Here is a 19,734-nt window from a genome sequence, read left to right as displayed (position 1 = left end):
TTTCTACGCGAGCAGCATGGGCTCATTGCTGGGCACGCTCGTCACCGACACCCCAGGGCTCACCCATGCCGTCCTGGCCTCCGTTGAGGGCATTCCCGTCGCCGTGTCGCCGGGCCTGCCGACCGACCGCGCCGAGCAGCTCGCCGGCATCGGCGCCGGGCTGCTGAGCATCGCCAGCGGCGCCGGCCAGGTGATGGGCTTCGGCGCCCCGCACCAGGTGATCGTCGAGATGCAGATGGGGCTGGTGCTGGCCGCGCCCGTGGCGGCCCGGGTCGGCCTGACCATGCTGGCGAACAGCGACGCGGACCGCGAACGACTGGGGTACGAGGTCGGGCTGTTCGTGGACCGGGTCCGGCCGCTGCTGGTGACCCTGCTCTAGGCGGGTACCCCCGGAACGACGTGGGCCCCGAACTCCGTTGGAGTTCGGGGCCCAGTTCGTCTGGTCTAGACGGGTGCTCCCGCGCGCGGCTTGCGCATCGACAGCACGTACTCCACGAGGGTGATGAGAGTCTGCTTGGTCGACTCCCGGCTCCGCGCGTCCGTGGAGATCACCGGGATGTCGTCCGGGATCGCCAGGGCCTCGCGGACGTCCTGCAGCTCGTGGAAGTTCTGGCCGTCGAAACAGTTCACCGCGATCAGGTACGGCAGCCGGCGGTGCTCGAAGAAGTCGATGGCCGCGAAACAGTCCGCGAGCCGTCGGGTGTCCACGAGCACCACGGCACCGATCGCACCGCGTACCAGCTCGTCCCACATGAACCAGAACCGCGTCTGGCCGGGGGTGCCGAACAGGTACAGGATGAGATCCCGGTCGATGGTGATCCGACCGAAGTCCATGGCCACCGTCGTGGTCGTCTTGCCGGGCACGTCCTTGTTGTCGTCGACGCCCACGCTGGCCGAGGTCATGATCGCCTCGGTGGTCAGCGGGGTGATCTCCGAAACCGAGCCCACCAGCGTGGTCTTGCCGACGCCGAAACCGCCCGCGATCACGATCTTCGCGGAGGTCACTCTCTGGGCGGCCGAAGCGTCGTACGCCGCATTCTCGTACGTCACGTCACAGCCTCCGAAGTCCACTCAAAACTCGCTCCAGCAAATCTGTGCCTACGCCACCGTTGGCATCTATTCCGGAGGGCGCGTGCACCGCTACCAATCCATCCGTCGCCATGTCCGCGACCAGGACCCGCGTGACGCCGAGGGGCAGCGCCATTCTGGCGGAGATCTCCGCGAGGGACTGGAGTCGTCCGGTGCACAGCCCGGCGATGTGCTGCTGCTCGCTCCCGAACACCAGCCCTTCGCGCCGACCACGATCCGTGGTCTCGACCAGTGCCTCCAGTGCTATATCCAGCCGGGGCCTGGTGCGGCCACGGGTGACAGCGTACGGCCGGACCAGTGCCCCGGTCGGCTCATCACGCTCAGCCATGTTGCCTCACTCCCCCGACTCGTCGGACATTAATTCAGTGCTGACGCGGTCGGACGCGGCGGAGGCGTGAGAGCCTCGCCGACCCGGTCCACGAGCAGCGCCATCTCGTACCCGACCTGACCGACGTCGCAGGAACGCGCCGCGAGGACCGCGAACGACGAACCGTCCGAGATCGACATCAGGAACAGGAACCCGTTATCCATCTCCACCACCGTCTGCAGCACGGCACCGCCCTCGAAGCAGCGGGCCGCGCCCTGGGTCAGGCTGACCAGACCCGAGGCGATCGCCGCGAGCTGGTCGGCGCGGTCCCGTGGCAGGTCCCGCGAGGCCGCGAGGAGCAACCCGTCCGCGGACACCGCCACCGCGTGTGCCACTCCGGGCACACGGTCGGCGAAGCTCGCGAGGAGCCAACTGAGATCCTGGATTCCCATCTGGGATGTCATGCCTTCTGCTCCTTGCTTGGGCCGTTCTGGGTGTGCTGAGGGGTGGTCGTCTTGGGCTGGCCGGACTCGTCACCGGGTGCGGGGGCGTCGCCCTCGCCGTTGGGACGCTGTCGGCCGCGCTGCACGCCGCGGTGGTACGCGGAGAGCAGGCCCCGGACCGCTTCCGGGTTCCGCTTGTCCGTGACGTTGCTCCCGGCGGCCACGCCACCGGGAACGAGCTGCGCCATCGGCACCCGGCGCGGCAGGCCGGTACCCGTCGTGCCGCCCACGGCCGGCGCGGACGCGGCGGACGCGGCCTGCCAGCCACGGTCGGCGGCGGTCTGCCAGCGCTCGTCGGCGGACGGCGGCGGGGCGGGGCTGACGCGGCGCGGGGCCGGGGCGGGCGCCTCGACGGGAACGCGGGCCGGGGTCGGCGGTGGGGTGTGCTCCGCGACCACGGGCGCCTCCTGTACTGGTACCGGTGCGACCACCGTAGCCGGATCCGGCGCCGAGGTCACCGCCCCAGCGTCGGCCGGCTTGGCCCCGGCGTCGGTCGGCGTCGCCTCGGCCACGGGGGCGTCGGCGCCGAACGACCAGGGCTCGGGCTCGCTGTGCAGCTCAGGGACGTCGTGGCCGGTGGTGAACCACGCCGACTCCATCTCCCGGAAGATCAGGAGTTCCTCGCCGTCGTCCTCGGTGGGCAGCGCGGCGCTCAGGGCGTCGGCGGCCGGGGCCGGGGTGGCGGGGGCGGCCGGGGTCTGCTCGGCCACGGCGGGCGGGGTCGTCTGGCCGGGCGTCGGCGCCGAGGTCGACACCGGACCCGGGCCGGACGTCGGGCCCGTGGCCGGGGCGGCGGGTCCGGTCGGCGTGGCCGGACCGGCGGTCGGGTCGGAGGCCGTGGCCGCAGCCGTCGTCGGACCGCCCGCTGCCGAACCGTTCACGTCCTGACCGGAAGGGGCCTGGGCGGAAGGGGTCTTGGAGGACGGGGACTTGGCGGACGGGGCCTGGCCGGAAACAGCCCGCTCGGCCGCCGTCTGGCCGGGCGCACCCGGGCCGGTAGCGGTCGAGCCGGAGGTGACCGGGCCGGAAGCACCCGAGCCGGAAGCGTTCTGCCCGGCTGCCGGCTGCGTCGTCGGCTGACCGGAAGCGTCCTTCCCGGACGCCGGACCCTGGCCGGATGCCGGAGCCTGCCCGGACACCGGACCCTGGCCCTGGCCCGGAGCCTGCGTCGACCCGTCCGGCCCTACCGGGGTGCCGACCGCCGGGAACGCACCCGAGTTGGTCCGCACCGACGGGAACGCGCCCGAGTTGGTGGGCACCACGGTCGGGAACGCCCCGGAGTGCCGGCCCGTGGACTCGGCAGCGGAGGCACCGGCACCTGCGGGAGACCCGGACGGCGCGGTGGCCGGGAAGGAACCCGTACCCGTCGAGGTCTTGTCCCCCGACACGGTCGGGAAGGCTCCCGAGGGCCGGCCCACGGTCGGCAGCGCCCCGGTCACCGAGGACTCGGTGTTCCCGGAGACCTGCCGGGGCGGGTCGGCGGACTCGCCCTGGGCGGGCCGGGGCTCGAAACCGGAGAAGGTCTGCGGCGCGGCGGCCTCGGCCGGGTCCACGGTCGGCATCTCGAACGTGACGTCCGGCCGGTTCTGCCCGGGAGGGGCGGACGGCGCGTACGGGGAGACGGTCGGCGGGACCGGCGGGGCGACGAGACCGAGCAGCCCGGTCGGGTGGTCGGCCGGCGGCGGGACCTCGGGCGAGGACGGCAGCTGGCGCGGGATCCCCTTGGCGGCCGGCTCGTCCTCGACGATCTCGGCCTCGACGATGTCGTCGCCGGGCACCCCGGGCCGGTTGACCGGCACGAGGGAACCGACGGCCGGGCTCACGGTGGGCAGCGCGGTGGTGGGCGACCCGACGGCGGGGAACTCCCCCGACGCGTCCACGGTCGCGCCGGGCCGGCGGACGGGGAGCCCGCCCCTGGCCGGGTCCGCGTCCGGGGCGGCCGGCGGCGGGGCCGGGCGGTCCTCGGTGGCGGGGCCCGCGCCGGTCAGGTCGTGCCAGGCCGGGACGGGACGGGCGGCGCCGCCCTGCGGCCCGCTCGGCGGCGGCGGGGTGGTCGCGAAGCCGCCGGTGTCGCGCGGCGGCAGCTCGGTACGCCCGCCGGCCAGGGCCGCGGCGATGGTCGCGCCGTTGACCGGGGTGCCGTTGGCTCCGGGTGCGGGCGCGGGGGCCGGGTTGGTGGCGAACATGGAGCCGGTGTTCGGCCGGGCCGGCGCGCTGTCCAGGGCCAGCGGCGAGGCCGGCTGGGGCAGGGCGTTCGGCGCGTTGCGGGTGTTGCCCCGGGCGCCGGCGAGCACCTCGGCGGGCAGCAGGACCTGGGCGATGATGCCCCGTTCCCGGGCCGGCTGGAGCTCGACGCGGACGGCGTGCCGGTTGCCCAGCCGGGCGACCACGACGAGGCCCATCATCCGGGAGACGGCGACGTCGACCATGGGCGGGTTGGCCAGCCGGTCGTTGAGGGACGCGAGCTGCTCGGCGGAGATGCCGATGCCGCGGTCCTCGACCTGGAGGATGGCCCGTTCGCCGACCCGGCGGGCGTCCACGACGACGGCCGTGTCCGGGGGCGAGAAGGCGGTGGCGTTGTCGAACAGCTCGGCGACCAGGTGCACGAGGTCGTTGACCGCGTGCGGCGCGATCTCGATGTCGCGCTCGATGACGCCGAACTCGATCCGGGTGTAGTGCTCGACCTCGGACTGGGCGGCGCGCAGCACGTCACCCAACGGGGCCGGGTCGCGTTGGATACGCGTGGAGTCGGCCCCGGCGAGAACGAGGAGGTTCTCGTCGTTGCGGCGCATTCGGGTGGCCAGGTGGTCGAGCTGGAAGAGCGCGGCCAGCCGGTCGGGGTCCTCCTCGCCCTTCTCCAGGCGGTCGAGGTGCCCGATCAGCCGGTCGACCAGGATCTGGGACCGACGGGCCAGGTTGACGAACATCGTGGAGACGTTGGCACGGAGTACGGCCTGCTCGGCCGCGATCCGGACCGCCTCGCGGTGGACGACGTTGAAGGCCTGGGCGACCTGGCCGAACTCGTCGCGCCCGCGCACGGGCAGTGGATCGTCGAGTTGCGCGGCGATCGTCTCCGGGTTGGCCTCGCCGGCCACCTCCGGGTCGCGGAGCCGGGCGACGGCCTTGGGCAGGCCCTCGTAGGCCACGCCGATCGCGGCCTCGCGGAGCTGGCGCAGCGAGCGGACCATGGACCGGGCGACGACGAGGGTGAGCACGACGGCCAGCAGCAGGGTCGCGAGGACCAGCGCGGACTCGGTGATCACCTGGCGGCGCACGGTGTTGAGGGCGCTGGTGGCGCTGCCGGAGGCGAGCTGGTCGAGCTGCTGCTCGGCGGCGCGCATCTGTTCGAGCTTGCCGACGGTGGCGCGGACCCAGTCACCGGGGGCGACGGGCACGGTGCTGATGGACATCGCCTCGTTGATCTGCGATTCCATCTTCTCGACGTCCTGCACCGCCGGGCCCTTGACCAGGGACTCGACGACCATGCGCTGGCTGGGCGTCGCCGCGTTGTAGAACTCGCGGAGTGCTTCCTGCTGGCCGGCGGTCGCGATCTGGTACGCGCGGAACTGCGCCGGGGAGGCCTTGCCGCCGAAGCCGAGGACGATGGTCTGTTCCTGGGCCGCGTACTCCTTCGCGCGGGAGAACGCGGAGGCGGCCCGGACCTCGTCGGTGACGTTGGCGTCGTCGCTGCTCTGCCACACCGTGTCCCGGTAGGCGAGGAGGTTGTCGACCAGCACGTCGTACCGGAAGACGGCGGCACCGAGGGACAGGCGGTCGACGCCGCGTTCCTTGGTGACCTCGCCGCGCAGGTCCTTGAGCTTGGCGAGGCTGTCGTCGATCGGCTTGAGCTTGTCGGTGACGGCGGGGCTGAGGTCGGTGAGGCCGTTGCGGCTGCTCTTGTAGGCGTCGACGGCGACGTCGGTGCCGTTGTGCTGCGCGGTGTACGACGGCACGTCGCTGAGCCCGGCGAGCAGGTTCACGGCGGCGGTGCGTTCGCTCTGCAGGTGGTGGACGAGTTCGGAGGCGTCCGCGCTCAGCTTGGCGAGGGAGTTGACGTTGTCTGCGACAACGGCCCGCTGCCCGGCGTCGATGAGGCTGATCGCCGACAGGGTGACGATTGCCGTAATGGGGACGGCAAGGATCAACCCCAGCTTGGAACGCACCCGAAAGTCGCGAAGCCGAGGAAAACGGCCACGGCGGGGCGCGGAGACCGTCGCCTTGGTGGTCGGCGTGCTCACAACTGACGTCCTCCCGACGCGGTGCTCGACGTACTCGATGCTGTCTTGACGATATCGAGCCCCCGAGATTCCATCACGGTCTGTGGCAAAGAGAAAGAGCCCCTCGGTCCACTTTGCCGGCCTGTGCGTCTATTCCCCGCCATCATTGGCCCGATCGATCGCACAACGTGTCCGTTCGCAGACTGTCGGTGAGCGTAGAACGGTCGAGGAAGACACTATTTGGGCGTTCCCTTGACTGGCGGGGAGGAGTGCCGACAGGATGGCCGGTGGCTTGGTGATCTTTCTCCCGGTGGGACAAATGGCACAATTTCTTAATTACGCCCTTATTGGACTCGCAACCGGGACCACCTACGCGATGGTAGGTCTCGGCATCGCTCTCGTCTACCAGGTCACCGGAGTCATCAATTTCGCACAGGGCGATTTCGTGATGCTCGGCGGCGTTCTCTTCGCGATTCTCACCGAGCACATGGGCACGATCGAAGCGGCGCTGATCGCCCTCGGCGTCACCACGGCCGTCGGAGCTCTGATAAATCTCCTGGTCATCGCGCCGGCCCGCAAGGCGACCCACGACCGATTGATCATCTTGACGATCGGGGCGTCGATCACGTTACAGGGCGCGGCGCTCCTGGCGTTCGGGCCCGACCCGCACGTCACCCCCCGGTTCAGTTCCAACCGTTCGGTGGAGATCCTCGGGGTACTCATCGACTCGCAGTACGTCTGGTGCGCCGGGACGATGGCCGTGGCCGTGGTGGCCATGTGGCTCTTCCTGACCCGCACCACGATGGGTACCGCGATGCGGGCCACCGCCATGGACCGCGAGACCGTCCAGCTGATGGGCGTCTCCCCGGCCCGGATGGCGCTGCTCGCGTTCGCGCTGGCCGCCGCGCTCGGTTCGCTCGGCGGGATCGTGCTGACCCCGTTGCAGCAGTTCGACGCGATGGTCGGGGTTCCGCTCGGGCTCAAGGGCTTCGCGGCGGCCGTCCTCGGCGGGCTGAACTCGCCCTCGGGCGCGGTGGCCGGCGGGCTGATGTTCGGGGTGGCCGAGGCGATGATCGCCGGGTACATCGGGAGCACGTACAAGGACACGATCGGGTTCGGGCTGCTCCTGGCGGTGCTGCTGTTCCGGCCGACCGGGCTGCTGCGCCGGGCCTCGGTGGTCAAGGTATGAGGAACAGGGTCCTCGGGTTCGCGGTCTTCGCCGCGGTCCTGCTGGCGGTGCCCGCGGTGTTCACCCGGGTGCCGTTCTACACGATGAGCGTGGCCATCTTCATCGCGCTGTTCGGGCTCGCCGCGCTCGGGCTCGTTCCGCTGACCGGGCGGGCCGGGCAGGTCTCCATGGGCCAGGCCGCGTTCTACGGGATCGGCGCGTACACGACGGCGCTGCTCACCACCAAGTACCACATGGGCGTGCTCTTCTCGGTTCTGGCCGGTCTCGCGCTCGGCGCGCTGGTCGCCTGGCTGGTCGGGCTGTTCATCTTCCGCACCCAGGGGCACTACCTGGCGCTGGCCACCCTGGCGTTCGGCCTGGCGCTGGGCTTCCTGTTCAACCAGCTGGAGTTCACCGGGGCGAACAACGGGCTCAGCGGCCTGCCGCCGCTGCGCCCGTTCGGGTTGGACCTGTCCGACAACGTCACCATGTGGTACTTCATCGCGGCCGTGCTCTTCCTCGCGGTGCTGGCCGTCGACGCGCTGCTGCGTTCCGACATCGGCCGGGCGCTGACCGCGCTGGGCGACAGCCCGATCGCCACCGCCGCGAGCGGGATCTCGATCTCGGCCCTGCGCCGGTGGGCGTTCACGCTGGCCGGCGGGCTGGCCGGGCTGGCCGGGGCGCTGCACGCGCACTGGCAGATGACGGTCGACCCGGGCATGCTGCACATCCTCAACTCCGTGTACCTGCTGATCTTCGCGACGGTCGGCGGCCTGCGCACGGTGTGGGGCCCGCTGCTCGGCGCGTTCGCGGTCACCACGCTGTCGGAGATGTCGAAGCTGTACATCCCGATGGTGCTGCCCAACGCGCGCGGCAGCTACGAGATCGTGGTCTACGGCCTGGCCCTGATCCTGGTGCTCGTCTTCCTGCCCAACGGCGTCGCCGGCGGACTGACCTCCCTGTGGCGACGGCTGAGGACGGCGCGGACATGACGACGGCGACACTCGAACTCGACGACCTGACCGTCCGGTTCGGCGGGGTGACCGCCGTCGACCGGGTCACCCTCCGGCACGACTCCGGCGGGGTGGTCGGGCTGATCGGCCCGAACGGCGCCGGCAAGACCACGCTGCTCAACGTGCTCTCCGGCGTCGGGCGGGCCACCTCCGGGTCGCTGCGGCTCAACGGCAGGAGCATCGGCCGGTACCCGGCGGACAAGGTCGCCCGGCTCGGCGTGGCCCGGACGTTCCAGAACCTGCAGCTCTTCGGCTCGCTGACCGTGACCGAGAATGTGCTCGTCCCCCAGCTCGTCGGGCACTGGGCCACCGCCGTCGGCGGGCTGGTCGGGCTGCCGGCCGCGCGCCGGTCCCGCCGGGCCCAGGCCGCGTTCGCCGCCGACCTGCTGGACCGGGTCGGGATCTCGGCGTACGCGGACACCAACGCCGCGAGCCTGCCGTACGGCCTGCAACGCCGGGTGGAGATCGCCCGCGCCCTGGCCGCCCGGCCCCAGCTCCTGCTGCTCGACGAGCCGCTCGCGGGCCTGTCGCGCTCCGAGAGCGCCGACCTGACCGCGCTGTGCGCCAAACTCGCCGCCGACGGGGTGACCGTGATCCTGGTCGAGCACGACGTGGCAAGCGTGATGAGCGTCAGCCACCGGGTGCTGGTCCTCGACCGGGGCGCGCTGCTCGCGGACGGCACCCCGGCCCAGGTCGCCGCCGATCCGCTGGTGCGAGCCGCCTACCTGGGAGAAGAAGAGTGACCGCCGTTCTGGAGGTGAGCGGGCTCGTCGCCGGGTACGACCGGATCGAGGCCCTGCACGGCGTGGACCTGACCGTGGCCAAGGGCGAGGCGGTCACCCTGATCGGCTCGAACGGCGCGGGCAAGACGACGCTGCTCAAGAGTGTCGCGGGCCTGCTCCGGCCCTGGCGGGGCACCGTCTCCTGGGAGGGGCGCGACGTCACCACCCGGGCGGCGGAGAAGCGGTCCCGGGACGGCCTGGTGCTGGTCCCCGAGGGCCGCCGGGTGTTCTCGGGACTCAGCGTCGCCGACAACCTCAAACTCGGCGGGTACCACCGCAGCCGGGCCGAGAGGGCCGAGACCAGCGCCGAGGTGTACGAACTCTTCCCCAAGCTGGCCGAGCGCCGGCACCAGCAGGCCGGCACCCTGTCGGGCGGCGAGCAGCAGCTGCTGGCCATCGGGCGGGCGCTGATGGCCCGGCCGAGTGTCGTACTCCTCGACGAGCCGTCGCTGGGCCTCGCGCCCAAGGCTGTCGGTGAGGTCACAGAAGTCCTCTGTGAACTGGTCCGCCGCGGTTGCACCCTGGTCCTGGTCGAACAGAACGCGCACGCCGCGTTCAAGGTCGCGCAGCGCGGCTACCTGCTGGATCGCGGCCGGGTGGTCCTCTCAGGACCCGTGGACGAACTCCGGACGGACCCCCGGGTCCGCGCGGCGTATCTGGGCGAGACTGTGTGAACTCTCCGTGACGAGGTCTTGACCGCGCTCGAATATCGCCCATAGCATCCCGAGCGAACCTGACTTGGGGAGATAACGGAGAGGACCACCCGTGAGGAAACCCCGCATTCTCGTCGCACTGCTGTCCTTAAGTGTCGCTGCCGGCATGGCTGGCTGTGCCGCTGAGGACAAGAAGGCGCCGGCGGGCGAGATCAAGATCGGCGCGAGCCTGGAGCTGTCGGGCGCGACCGCCTCGATCGGTACCACGTTCGAGAAGGCACTGAAGCTCAAGGTCAAGCAGATCAACGATGCCGGCGGGGTGAACGGCAGGAAGATCAACCTGATCATTCGCGACAACCGGACGGATCCGGCGGAGGGCGTCAAGAACGTCAACCACTTCATCGACAACGAGAAGGTCTCCGCGATCATCACGGGTGGTTGCAGCGCCTGCGTGATGGGCGCCAAGGCGGCGGCCAACACCAAGAAGGTGCCGATCATCGCCCTGGGTGCCGCCAGCGCCATCACCAACCCTGTCAGCGAGGCCAAGTTCGTCTTCAAGATCGCGCCGAACCCGGCTGAGGACGCCGACGTGATCGTCAACGAGCTGGCCCGCAAGAACATCACGAAGATCGGCCTGATCAGCGTCAAGAACGTCTACGGCCAGGACGGCAAGGCCCAGGTCACCGCCAAGGCGCAGGCCAAGGGCATCCAGGTCGTCGCGGCCGAGGAGTTCAACCAGGACGACAAGGACATGACCGTCCAGGTCAGCAAGCTCGTCGAGAAGAACCCGCAGGCGATCGTGGCGTGGGCCGTCATGCCCGCCGCCGGCCTGATCGCCCAGTCGCTGAGCACCGCCAAGTTCACCGGCGGGGTGTACCTCGACGCCGGCGCCGGTGCCGAGCTCTTCGTGAAGGGCGCGCAGGACGCGGCCGAGAACACGTACATGGTGTTCCCGGGCATCCTCGCGATCAACGACGCGGTCGCGACGACGCCGCAGGTCACCGCCCAGAAGGCGTGGTTCAAGGACTACTCCACGGCCTACGGCAACTACTCCGGCTTCGCGTCCTTCGGGGCCGACGCGGTGTCCCTGGTCGCCGAGGCGGTCAAGAAGACGGGCAACACCGACCCGGAGAAGCTGCGGGATGCGTTCGAGACGATCCAACTCGACGGGATGACCGGCCCGATCAAGATGACGGCCGAGAACCACTCGGGGCTCCAGCCCGACGCGTTGAAGATCGTCGTCGTGAAGAACGGCGAGTGGCGCCTGGCCTCCTAGGCGTGACCCGTGAAAGGCCCCCTCTGCGGAGGGGGCCTTTTTCGTGCCGCTTTTGATCACAACCCTTGTTGAGAGAGCGCTCTCGGGATACACATATCGACACTGATCTTCTCCATCCCCTCAGGAGGAACCGTGTTCAGAAAAATGCGTCTGATGGGTACGGCCGGGGTGCTGCTCGCCGCCGCGCTGGCCGCGCCGGCCACGGGTCACGCGGGGACCCTCACGGTGCCGGGTGCCGCGTCGCCCGCCGCGCCCGGGACGGCCGCCGGTTCCGCCTCGGGCTCCGAGCCGCTCGCCGCCACCGGTTCCGCCGCCCTCGCGCCCGGCGGCGCGCCGCTCGCCGCCTCCTGGGGGGACGAGTTCGACCGGCCCGCCGGCACCGCGCCCGACTCCACGAAGTGGCGGCACGACCTCGGCGCCGGCGGCTGGGGCAACCACGAGCTGCAGACCTACACGAACAGCACCGCCAACGCCGCCCACGACGGCCAGGGCCACCTGGTGATCACCGCCCGGAAGGAGGCCAACGGCTCCTACACCTCCGCGCGGCTGCTGACCGCCGCCACCTTCACCCAGACGTACGGCACCTTCGAGGCCAACATCAGGATCCCGCGCGGGCAGGGCATCTGGCCCGCGTTCTGGATGCTCGGCGAGGGCAGCACGTGGCCCGACCGGGGCGAGATCGACATCATGGAGAACATCGGCCGCGAACCCTCCACGGTGTACGGCACCATCCACGGCCCCGGCTACTCCGGCGCGGGCGGCAAGGGCGGCTCGCGGACCCTCCCGAACGGGGAGAAGCTCGCCGACAACTTCCACCGGTACGGCGTCGAGTGGAGCCCGGACCTGATCGTCTGGAAGCTCGACGGCCAGGAGTACTTCCGGGTCACCCCGGCGGCGATCCCCGGCAGGACCTGGGTGTTCAACCACCCCTTCTTCATGATCATGAACGTGGCCGTCGGCGGGGACTGGCCGGGCTACCCCGACGCGAGCACCGCCTTCCCCCAGCAGATGGTCGTCGACTACGTCCGGGTGCAGACGTACGGCGGCACCCCGACAGGTACCCGTCTGATCGGTTTCGGGGGTAAGTGCATCGACATCCCCGGCGGCTCGCCCTCCGACGGCGAGCGGCTGCACCTGTGGGGCTGTCACGACGGCGCGAACCAGAAGTGGTCCTTCGAGGCCGACGGCACGGTCCGCTCGATGGGCGTGTGCATGGACGCGGCCGGCGCGGGCACGGCCAACGGCACGGCCATCCAGGTGGTGGGCTGCAACGGGAACGCGGCGCAGAAGTTCACGCTGAACGGGGCCGGGCAGCTGGTCAACCCGGTGTCGGGGCGGTGCGTGGACGTCGCGGACTGGAACCCCGCGGACGGGGCGCTGCTCCAACTGTGGGACTGCAACCCGAACGGGCAGGACAACCAGCGCTGGCGCCGGGGCTGAGTCCGGCACGCGGCCCGGCCGGCTGGAGCTCATGCCGGGCCGCGTCGGTCAGAGCCGGCCGTGGATCCGGCCAGGCGGTGACGGTCGGAGCAGGCTGTGGATCCGGCCAGGCGGTGTCGGTCAGAGCGGGCTGTGGCTCCGACCGGCGGCGGCGGTCAGGGTCTGGTGGCCTCGGCCAGGGCGGCCCGCCACGGGAACGCGGTCGAGCCGCCCTCCCCGTGCGGGTGCTCGGCCACCAGCACCGTCACGCCCTCCGCCCGCAGACTCTCGACGGCGTTGCGGAACGGCAGCCGACCGGCGAGCACCGTGCTCAGGAAGGGCACCACCACGGTGGGCACCCCGAGACCGACGACTTCGGCGAGTACGCCCAGCGCGTAGGTGTCGGTGATGCCCGCCGCCAGCTTGTTGACCGAGTTGAACGTGGCGGGCGCGACGATCGCGACATCCGGGATCACGGTGGTCTTCGGCTCGTCCGGGGCCCGGTAGGCGTGCCGGACCGGTTCCTTCGTGAGGGCCTCGATGGCGGCCACGTCGAGGAACCGCAGCGCACTGGGGGTGGCGAGCACCCGGCAGGTCCACCCGTCGTCCTGGGCGGCCCTGATCAACTCGCCGACGCTCCCGGCCGGGGAGGCGGCGCACACGACGATCAGCAACTCCACCCGCCGGACACTACCCCGACGGAACGGGAGGTCACCGGTGACCGGTGACCTCCCTATGAACATCGGGGCCCGGGGCGGCCGCGCGTGGAACCCGGCACGCGGCCCGCCGCCGCACCGCACCGGCGACGGCCTCCCGCGTGGAGCCCGGGTCAGGACACCCGGCGGGGAACCCGGGTCAGGACACCCGGCGCGGGATCCCCAGCGGGTTCGCCTCCCGCAGCGGCTCGGGCAGCAGCGCGTCCGGCACGTTCTGGTACGCGACCGGGCGGAGGAACCGCCGGACCGCCGTCTCCCCCACGGACGTGTACATCGACGACGTCGCCGCCGGCCACGGCCCGCCGTGCTGCATCGCGGCGGTGACCGCGACCCCGGTCGGCCAGCCGTCGACGATCACCCGGCCGGCGACCCGTGCGAGCAGCGGCAGCAGTTCGGGGGCCAGGTCGTCGTCGGCGGCCAGGTGCGCGGTCGCGGTCAGGCTGCCGGGCAGGTCGCGGACCGTGGCGGCGAGCTCCGCCGTCGAGGAGTACTCCACGACCAGCGCCGCCGGGCCGAAGCACTCGTCGAGCAGCTCCCCGCGCAGGTCACCGGCCGCGACGGCGAACAGGGCCGGCGCGGGACCGGCGAGCGCCCGCACGCCGGGGGCGGCCGCGAACCGGGCGAGCCCCTGCTCGTACCCCTTCTGGATGTTCTCGGTGAGGAGTCGCCCGGTGTTGGCGGCGGCGGCCGCGCCGGCCAGGGCCTCGTCCAGTCCGTGGCCGGCGGGCAGGAACAGCAGCCCGGGCTTGGTGCAGAACTGCCCGGACCCCATCGTGTACGAGGCCACGAACCCCGCCACGATCTCGGCGCTCCGCTCGGCGAGCGCGCCCGGGGTGACGACGGTCGGGTTGAGCGCGCCGAGTTCGCCGTAGAACGGGATCGGGTTCGGGCGGGCGTTGACCAGGTCGAGGAGGGCCTGGCCGCCGCCGAGGGAGCCGGTGAAGCCGACGGCCGTGATCGCCGGGTGCCCGACGAGCGCCTGGCCGGCCGCGAAGCCCTCGACCAGCGCGAACGCGCCCTCGGGCAGCACCTCGGTGAGGATCGCGGCGACGAGCTCGGACGTGTCGGGGTGGCCCGGGTGGGCCTTGACGACGACCGGGCAGCCGGCGGCGAGCGCGGAGGCGGTGTCGCCGCCCGCGACGGAGAACGCGAGCGGGAAGTTGCTGGCCGCGAACACGGCGACGGGGCCGAGCGGGACGAGCATCCGGCGCAGGTCGGGGCGCGGGGCGGGCTTGGCGGCCGGGTCCGCGTGGTCGATGATCACTTCGAGGAAGGCGCCGGCGTCGACGGCGTCGGCGAACAGTTCGAGCTGCACGCAGGTGCGCTCCAGTTCGCCGGTGAGCCTCGGCACACCCAGGTGGCTCTCCGCGTCGGCCCGCTCGATGATCGCGGCACCGTTCTCGCGTAGTTTTGCGGCTACCGTGCGTAGCAGGTCGGCCCGCTGGGCGAGCGGGAGCGCGGCGAACCCGGCCGTAGCGCCGGCCGCCGCGCGGCAGATCCGGTCGAGCTCGGCCGGTGTAGTGTCGTGCGCCACAATCACTCCTCTAAACCGAACAATCTTTCTACTAGACCGAACGATAACTGGTATCCCGCCGTAATGGAGCAGCGGCTACCGTCTTGTTCATGCCTGGACTCAACCTCTCCCGCGACGAGGCCCGCGAACGGGGCGACCTGCTCCACGTGGACACCTACGACGTGCAGCTCGACCTGACCCAGGGACCGGAGACCTTCACCTCCACCACGGTGATCCGCTTCTCCGCCCGGGAGACGGGCGCCTCGTCGTTCGCGGACCTCGAGGCCCCCCGGGTGCACGAGATCGTCCTCAATGGCCGGTCCCTCGACGTCGCCACCCACTACGCCGACGGCCGCGTGCTGCTGCCCGACCTGGCCGCCACGAACGAGCTGCGGGTCGTCGCCGACTGCGGGTACTCGAACACCGGCCAGGGCCTGCACCGCACCGTCGACCCCGTGGACGGCAACGTCTACGTCTACACCCACTTCGAGGTCCCCGACGCGCGCCGGGTGTTCACCACCTTCGAGCAGCCCGACCTCAAGGGTGCCTTCACGTTCACGGTCACCGCGCCCGCCGACTGGGAGGTGTTCTCCAACTCCACCACCCCCGAGCCCGTCGACGGCGTGTGGAAGTTCGGGCCGACGCCCCGGATCTCGACGTACATCACGGCGGTCGTGGCCGGGAAGTACCACGTGGTGCGGGACAGCCACACCCTCGCGTCCGGCCAGGTCGTGCCGCTGGCCGTGGCCTGCCGGGCCTCGATGGGCGCCCACCTCGACGCCGACGAGATCATCGAGGTCACCAAGCAGGGCTTCGACTACTTCACCCGGACGTTCGACCAGCCGTACCCGTTCGAGAAGTACGACCAGATCTTCGTGCCCGAGTACAACATCGGGGCCATGGAGAACGTCGGCTGCGTGACCCTGAACGAGAACTACGTGTTCCGTTCCAAGGTCACCGACACCCGCCGCCAGCAGCGCGCCGAGACCGTCCTGCACGAGCTCGCGCACATGTGGTTCGGCGACCTGGTGACGATGCGCTGGTGGGACGACCTGTGGCTGAAGGAGTCCTTCGCCACCTACGTCTCCGTCCGGGCCCTGACCGAGGTCACCAAGTGGCCCGGCGCCTGGACGAACTTCGCCAACGACGACAAGTCCTGGGCCCTCATGCAGGACCAGCTCCCGTCCACCCACCCGATCGTGGCCGACATCCGCGACCTGATGGACCTGCTGACCAACTTCGACGGCATCACCTACGCCAAGGGCGCCGCCGTCCTCAAGCAGCTCGCCGCGTGGGTCGGCAGCGAGCAGTTCTTCGCCGGCATCCGGCACTACTTCGACCGGCACGCCTGGGGCAACACCACCCTGACGGACCTGCTCCAGGCCCTGGAGAAGACCTCCGGCCGGGACCTGTCGACCTGGTCGGCCGAGTGGCTGCAGACCTCCGGCCCGAACACGCTGCGGCCCCGGTTCAGCACCGGCCCGTCCGGGCTGTTCGAGAGCTTCGTCGTCGAGCAGGAGGCGTCCGAGGAGCACCCGACCCTGCGGTCGCACCGGATCGCCATCGGCCTGTACGAGCGCGGCCCGCTCGGCCTCAGCCGCACCCACCGGATCGAGCTCGACGTCACCGGCCCGGTCACCGAGGTCCCGGCCCTCGTCGGCCAGCCGCAGCCCGACCTGGTGCTGCTGAACGACGACGACCTGACGTACGCGAAGATCCGGTTCGACGAGCGCTCGCTGGACACCCTGATCACCGGGATCGGCGAGTTCGCCGAGTCGCTGCCGCGCGCCCTGTGCTGGACGGCGACCTGGGACATGGTCCGCAGCGGGGAACTGGCCGCCCGCGACTACATCCGGCTCGTGCTGAACGGCATCGGGCGCGAGACGGACATCGGCGTGGTCGAGCTACTGCTCCGTTCCCTCGTCACGTCCCTGGAGCGGTACGTGACCACCGACGCCCCGGCCGGGCTCGTCGCCGACGCTGCCCGCGGCCACCTGGACACCGCCGCACCGGGCAGCGACCACCAGCTCGCCTGGGCCCGGCTGTTCGCCCGGGTCGCCGGCCGCGACGCGGACCTCGACCACGTGGCCGCCCTGCTCGACGGCTCGGTGGTCGTCGCGGGGCTCGCGGTCGACACGGACCTGCGCTGGGCGCTGCTGTCCGCGCTGGCCCGCAACGGCCGGGTCGGGCGGGCCGAGATCGAGGCCGAGCTGGCGTCGGACGAGACCACGGCGGGCCGGCAGAACGCGGCCGGCGCGCTGGCGGCCCTGCCCGACGCGGGCGCCAAGGCCGAGGCGTGGGCCTCGGTGATCGACCGTTCCGACCTGCCCAACGGGACCCAGGAGGCCGTGATCGGCTTCCGGGGCGGGGCGGGCGGCGGGTTCATGCAGGCCAGCCAGCGGGACCTGCTCAGCGGCTACGTCGACAAGTACTTCGCGGCGCTGCCCGCCGTGTGGGCCGGCCGGGCCGGGGAGATCTCCCGGCTGCTCGTGAACGGGCTGTACCCGCGGCTGTGGATCGAGCAGTCGACCATCGACAAGACGGACGCGTTCCTGGCGGAGCACGATCCGGCGCCGGCGTTGCGGCGGATTCTCATCGAGGGTCGGGACGATGTGGTGCGGGCTTTGCGGGCGCAGGAGCGGGACAGGGTGTGAGGCTTCGGGCCGGCGCCGCCAGGCGCCGGCCCGAAGCGACCGCGGACCCGGGTGCCGGCCCGAAAGCCGGCCGCCCCGGAGCCACGCCGGGATCGGCCCGGGCCGCCCGGCCAGCCCGGGTAAACCCGGCCGGCCCGGAGCCAGCCCCGGATCAGCCCGCGATCAGCTTGGCGTACGCCGGCTTGATGACCTCGTTGATCAGCACCAGCCGCTCGTCGAACGGGATGAACGAACTCTTCATCGCGTTGACCGTGAACCACTGCAGGTCACCCCAGCCGTAGCCGAACGCGTCCACGAGCAGGCTCATCTCCCGCGACATGCTCGTACCACTCATCAGCCGGTTGTCGGTGTTGACCGTGACCCGGAACCGCAGGTCGTGCAGCATCCCGATCGGGTGCTCGGAGATCGTGTCGGCGATGCCGGTCTGCAGGTTCGAGGACGGGCACAGCTCCAGCGGGATCCGCTTGTCCCGGACGTAGGACGCCAGCCGGCCGAGCTGCCCGTCGACGATGTCGTCCACGATCCGCACCCCGTGCCCGAGCCGGTCGGCCCCGCACCACTGGATGGCCTCCCAGATGCTCGGCAGGCCGAACGCCTCGCCGGCGTGGATGGTGAAGTGCGAGTTCTCCCGCTGGAGGTACTCGAACGCGTCCAGATGCCGGGTGGGCGGGAACCCGGCCTCGGCCCCGGCGATGTCGAACCCGACGACCCCGGAGTCGCGGTACTGCACGGCAAGTTCGGCGATCTCCATCGACCGGGCCGCGTGCCGCATGGCCGTGAGCAGGGTGCCGACCCGGATCTGCCGGCCCCGGTCAGCCGCGTTGGCGGTGCCCTCCCGGAAGCCCTCCAGCACGGCCTCGACGACCTCGTTGAGGCTCAGGCCCTGGGAGACGTGCTGTTCGGGGGCGTAGCGGACCTCGGCGTAGACGACGCCGTCGTCGGCCAGGTCCTCGGCGCACTCCCGGGCCACCCGGCGCAGCGCGTCGGCGGTCTGCATGACGGCCACGGTGTGGTCGAAGGTCTCCAGGTAGCGGACCAGCGAACCGGAGTTCGCCGCGTCCACGAACCAGCGGCCCAGCGCCTCGGGCTCGGTGGCCGGCAGCTGGTGCCCGATCCCGGCGGCCAGCTCGATGATCGTCGCGGGACGCAGGCCGCCATCGAGGTGGTCGTGGAGCAGGGCCTTGGGAGCGGAACGAATGTCCTCATACGTCGGTGCCATGGTCAGACTTTAGTGCTCGGGCCGTGCCCGCACCTGCGATAGCGAGACAACTCACGCACGCGGTGTGAGCACGGCCCTACAGTCGGCCGGAGTCGGACCTAGACCTGGCCGGACTTCTCCAGCGCTGCGCAGCAGGTGCTGACCACGAGCCGGGTCACGGTGTACGGGTCGGCGTTCGCGTTCGGCCGCCGGTCCTCCAGGTAGCCCTTCTGCTCGACCTCGACCTGCCACGGGATCCGCACCGAGGCGCCCCGGTCGGACACGCCGTAGCTGAACACGTTCCACGGGGCGGTCTCGTGCTGCCCGGTGAGCCGGCCCTCGATGCCCGCGCCGTAGTTGTGCACGTGCTCGAGGACGTTCTCGCCGAGCGCCTCGCACGCGGTGATGATCGGGGCGTACCCCTCGCGCATGGCCTTGGTGGAGAAGTTGGTGTGCGCGCCCGCGCCGTTCCAGTCGCCCCGGACCGGCTTCGGGTCCAGGGTGGCGGCGACGCCGAAGTCCTCCGCCGTGCGGTACAGCAGCCAGCGCGCGACCCACAGGTGGTCGGACGCCGTGACCGGGTCGACGGGGCCGATCTGGAACTCCCACTGGCCGGGCATGACCTCGGCGTTGATGCCGCAGATCGCCAGGCCGGCCGCGATGCAGTGGTCGAGGTGCTTCTCGACGATGGCCCGGCCGAAGATCTCGTCGGAGCCGACGCCGCAGTAGTAGCCGCCCTGCGGGGCGGGGAAGCCGCCGACGGGGAAGCCCAGCGGGCGGTTGTCCGCGAAGAACGTGTACTCCTGCTCGATCCCGAAGATCGGCTCCTGGTCGGCGAACTGCTCGGCGACCTGGGTGAGCCGGGCCCGGGTGTTCGTCGGGTGCGGGGCCATCTCCGTGTCGAGCACCTCGCACAGCACCAGCAGGTTGTCGCCGCCCCGGATCGGGTCCGGACAGCTGAACACGGGCTTGAGCACACAGTCGGAGGCCGAGCCCAGGGCCTGGTTGGTGCTGGAGCCGTCGAAGCCCCACAGCGGGAGTTCCGCCCCGTCGGCCAGGACCCGCGTCTTCGAGCGGAGCTTGGCGGTCGGCTCGGTGCCGTCGATCCAGATGTACTCGGCCTTGAACACCATGTGCGAAGTCCTATCCCTGCGTGGGTGGCGGCTACACCCTGAGGGTTCCCGGACCCGGTTTCCCGACCATTTCCCGATTGTTAAATCCATGAG

16 protein-coding genes are annotated in these 19,734 nt (G+C 71.3%); 8 read left to right on the top strand and 8 right to left on the bottom strand.

What is annotated here, in order from left to right; translation table 11 throughout:
• Positions 1 to 16 precede the first annotated feature (16 nt).
• Positions 17 to 379: a roadblock/LC7 domain-containing protein gene (locus AB0M43_RS34420; protein ID WP_231400526.1), complete on the top strand. Its 363-nt coding sequence runs from the start codon at positions 17 to 19 to the stop codon at positions 377 to 379.
• A gap of 65 nt (positions 380 to 444) precedes the next feature.
• Here AB0M43_RS34420 and AB0M43_RS34415 read toward each other — a convergent pair whose 3' ends face one another.
• Genes AB0M43_RS34415 through AB0M43_RS34400 form a run of 4 tightly spaced genes read right to left on the bottom strand, consistent with a single transcriptional unit; the run spans position 445 to position 6,062 of the window.
• Complete coding sequence (locus AB0M43_RS34415) at positions 445 to 1,005, bottom strand: ATP/GTP-binding protein (protein WP_197008787.1); 561 nt, start codon at positions 1,003 to 1,005, stop codon at positions 445 to 447.
• A gap of 46 nt (positions 1,006 to 1,051) precedes the next feature.
• Positions 1,052 to 1,417: a DUF742 domain-containing protein gene (locus tag AB0M43_RS34410; protein WP_363730761.1), complete on the bottom strand. Its 366-nt coding sequence runs from the start codon at positions 1,415 to 1,417 to the stop codon at positions 1,052 to 1,054.
• Positions 1,418 to 1,446: 29 nt separating this feature from the next.
• Positions 1,447 to 1,860, bottom strand: coding sequence for a roadblock/LC7 domain-containing protein (locus AB0M43_RS34405; RefSeq protein WP_197006867.1), 414 nt, complete (start codon positions 1,858 to 1,860; stop codon positions 1,447 to 1,449).
• A complete protein-coding gene (locus AB0M43_RS34400; RefSeq protein ID WP_363730759.1) occupies positions 1,857 to 6,062 on the bottom strand; it encodes a nitrate- and nitrite sensing domain-containing protein in 4,206 nt (1,401 codons plus the stop codon). Before AB0M43_RS34400 ends, AB0M43_RS34405 begins: the two co-directional genes overlap by 4 nt.
• Before the next feature lie 334 nt (positions 6,063 to 6,396).
• Between AB0M43_RS34400 and AB0M43_RS34395 the strand changes: the two genes are divergently transcribed.
• The 6 genes from AB0M43_RS34395 (at position 6,397) to AB0M43_RS34370 (ending at position 12,448) form a co-directional block, all read left to right on the top strand.
• A complete protein-coding gene (locus tag AB0M43_RS34395) occupies positions 6,397 to 7,305 on the top strand; it encodes a branched-chain amino acid ABC transporter permease (RefSeq protein ID WP_363730757.1) in 909 nt (302 codons plus the stop codon).
• Positions 7,302 to 8,276, top strand: coding sequence for a branched-chain amino acid ABC transporter permease (locus AB0M43_RS34390; RefSeq protein ID WP_363730755.1), 975 nt, complete (start codon positions 7,302 to 7,304; stop codon positions 8,274 to 8,276). The genes AB0M43_RS34395 and AB0M43_RS34390 overlap by 4 nt, the downstream gene beginning before the upstream one ends.
• Positions 8,273 to 9,040, top strand: coding sequence for an ABC transporter ATP-binding protein (locus AB0M43_RS34385; protein WP_363730752.1), 768 nt, complete (start codon positions 8,273 to 8,275; stop codon positions 9,038 to 9,040). The genes AB0M43_RS34390 and AB0M43_RS34385 overlap by 4 nt, the downstream gene beginning before the upstream one ends.
• On the top strand, positions 9,037 to 9,753 hold the full coding sequence (locus AB0M43_RS34380) for an ABC transporter ATP-binding protein (protein WP_363730750.1): 717 nt from the start codon (positions 9,037 to 9,039) through the stop codon (positions 9,751 to 9,753). The genes AB0M43_RS34385 and AB0M43_RS34380 overlap by 4 nt, the downstream gene beginning before the upstream one ends.
• Positions 9,754 to 9,844: 91 nt before the next feature.
• On the top strand, positions 9,845 to 11,008 hold the full coding sequence (locus AB0M43_RS34375; RefSeq protein ID WP_363730748.1) for an ABC transporter substrate-binding protein: 1,164 nt from the start codon (positions 9,845 to 9,847) through the stop codon (positions 11,006 to 11,008).
• A 132-nt stretch (positions 11,009 to 11,140) separates the two neighbouring features.
• The gene (locus AB0M43_RS34370) at positions 11,141 to 12,448 is read left to right on the top strand and encodes a family 16 glycosylhydrolase (protein WP_363730746.1); all 1,308 of its coding nucleotides are present in this window, start codon (positions 11,141 to 11,143) and stop codon (positions 12,446 to 12,448) included.
• Positions 12,449 to 12,603: 155 nt separating this feature from the next.
• Here AB0M43_RS34370 and AB0M43_RS34365 read toward each other — a convergent pair whose 3' ends face one another.
• Together AB0M43_RS34365 and AB0M43_RS34360 are read right to left on the bottom strand one after the other, a co-directional pair.
• On the bottom strand, positions 12,604 to 13,107 hold the full coding sequence (locus AB0M43_RS34365) for a flavoprotein (RefSeq protein ID WP_363730744.1): 504 nt from the start codon (positions 13,105 to 13,107) through the stop codon (positions 12,604 to 12,606).
• A gap of 175 nt (positions 13,108 to 13,282) precedes the next feature.
• Positions 13,283 to 14,677 carry an aldehyde dehydrogenase (NADP(+)) gene (locus AB0M43_RS34360; RefSeq protein ID WP_363730742.1) on the bottom strand — a complete coding sequence of 465 codons (1,395 nt, stop codon included), beginning with the start codon at positions 14,675 to 14,677 and terminating at the stop codon, positions 13,283 to 13,285.
• 89 nt (positions 14,678 to 14,766) lie between these two features.
• On the opposite strand from AB0M43_RS34360, the gene pepN reads away from it, so the two are divergent.
• The gene (gene pepN, locus AB0M43_RS34355; protein WP_363730739.1) at positions 14,767 to 17,310 is read left to right on the top strand and encodes an aminopeptidase N; all 2,544 of its coding nucleotides are present in this window, start codon (positions 14,767 to 14,769) and stop codon (positions 17,308 to 17,310) included.
• A 151-nt stretch (positions 17,311 to 17,461) separates the two neighbouring features.
• Here the strand turns inward: pepN and AB0M43_RS34350 are convergent, their stop codons facing one another.
• Both AB0M43_RS34350 and glnII read right to left on the bottom strand, forming a co-directional pair.
• A complete protein-coding gene (locus AB0M43_RS34350; RefSeq protein ID WP_363730736.1) occupies positions 17,462 to 18,529 on the bottom strand; it encodes an adenosine deaminase in 1,068 nt (355 codons plus the stop codon).
• A gap of 98 nt (positions 18,530 to 18,627) precedes the next feature.
• A complete protein-coding gene (gene glnII / locus AB0M43_RS34345) occupies positions 18,628 to 19,641 on the bottom strand; it encodes a glutamine synthetase (RefSeq protein WP_363730733.1) in 1,014 nt (337 codons plus the stop codon).
• Between the last annotated feature and the right edge of the window lie 93 nt (positions 19,642 to 19,734).

The organism is Longispora sp. NPDC051575, assembly GCF_040681875.1.
In the GTDB taxonomy this organism is placed as follows: domain Bacteria; phylum Actinomycetota; class Actinomycetes; order Mycobacteriales; family Micromonosporaceae; genus Longispora.
This window is presented reverse-complemented; position numbering and strand designations above follow the sequence as displayed.

Bases quoted from the DNA above. Each gene is read 5' to 3' on its own strand.
- AB0M43_RS34420 (WP_231400526.1), top strand. From the start codon at position 17: ATGGGCTCATTGCTGGGCACGCTCGTCACCGACACCCCAGGGCTCACC.
- glnII (WP_363730733.1), bottom strand. From the start codon at position 19,641: ATGGTGTTCAAGGCCGAGTACATCTGGATCGACGGCACCGAGCCGACC.
- AB0M43_RS34395 (WP_363730757.1), top strand. From the start codon at position 6,397: ATGGCCGGTGGCTTGGTGATCTTTCTCCCGGTGGGACAAATGGCACAA.
- AB0M43_RS34350 (WP_363730736.1), bottom strand. From the start codon at position 18,529: ATGGCACCGACGTATGAGGACATTCGTTCCGCTCCCAAGGCCCTGCTC.
- AB0M43_RS34390 (WP_363730755.1), top strand. From the start codon at position 7,302: ATGAGGAACAGGGTCCTCGGGTTCGCGGTCTTCGCCGCGGTCCTGCTG.
- AB0M43_RS34405 (WP_197006867.1), bottom strand. From the start codon at position 1,860: ATGACATCCCAGATGGGAATCCAGGATCTCAGTTGGCTCCTCGCGAGC.
- pepN (WP_363730739.1), top strand. From the start codon at position 14,767: ATGCCTGGACTCAACCTCTCCCGCGACGAGGCCCGCGAACGGGGCGAC.
- AB0M43_RS34410 (WP_363730761.1), bottom strand. From the start codon at position 1,417: ATGGCTGAGCGTGATGAGCCGACCGGGGCACTGGTCCGGCCGTACGCT.
- AB0M43_RS34385 (WP_363730752.1), top strand. From the start codon at position 8,273: ATGACGACGGCGACACTCGAACTCGACGACCTGACCGTCCGGTTCGGC.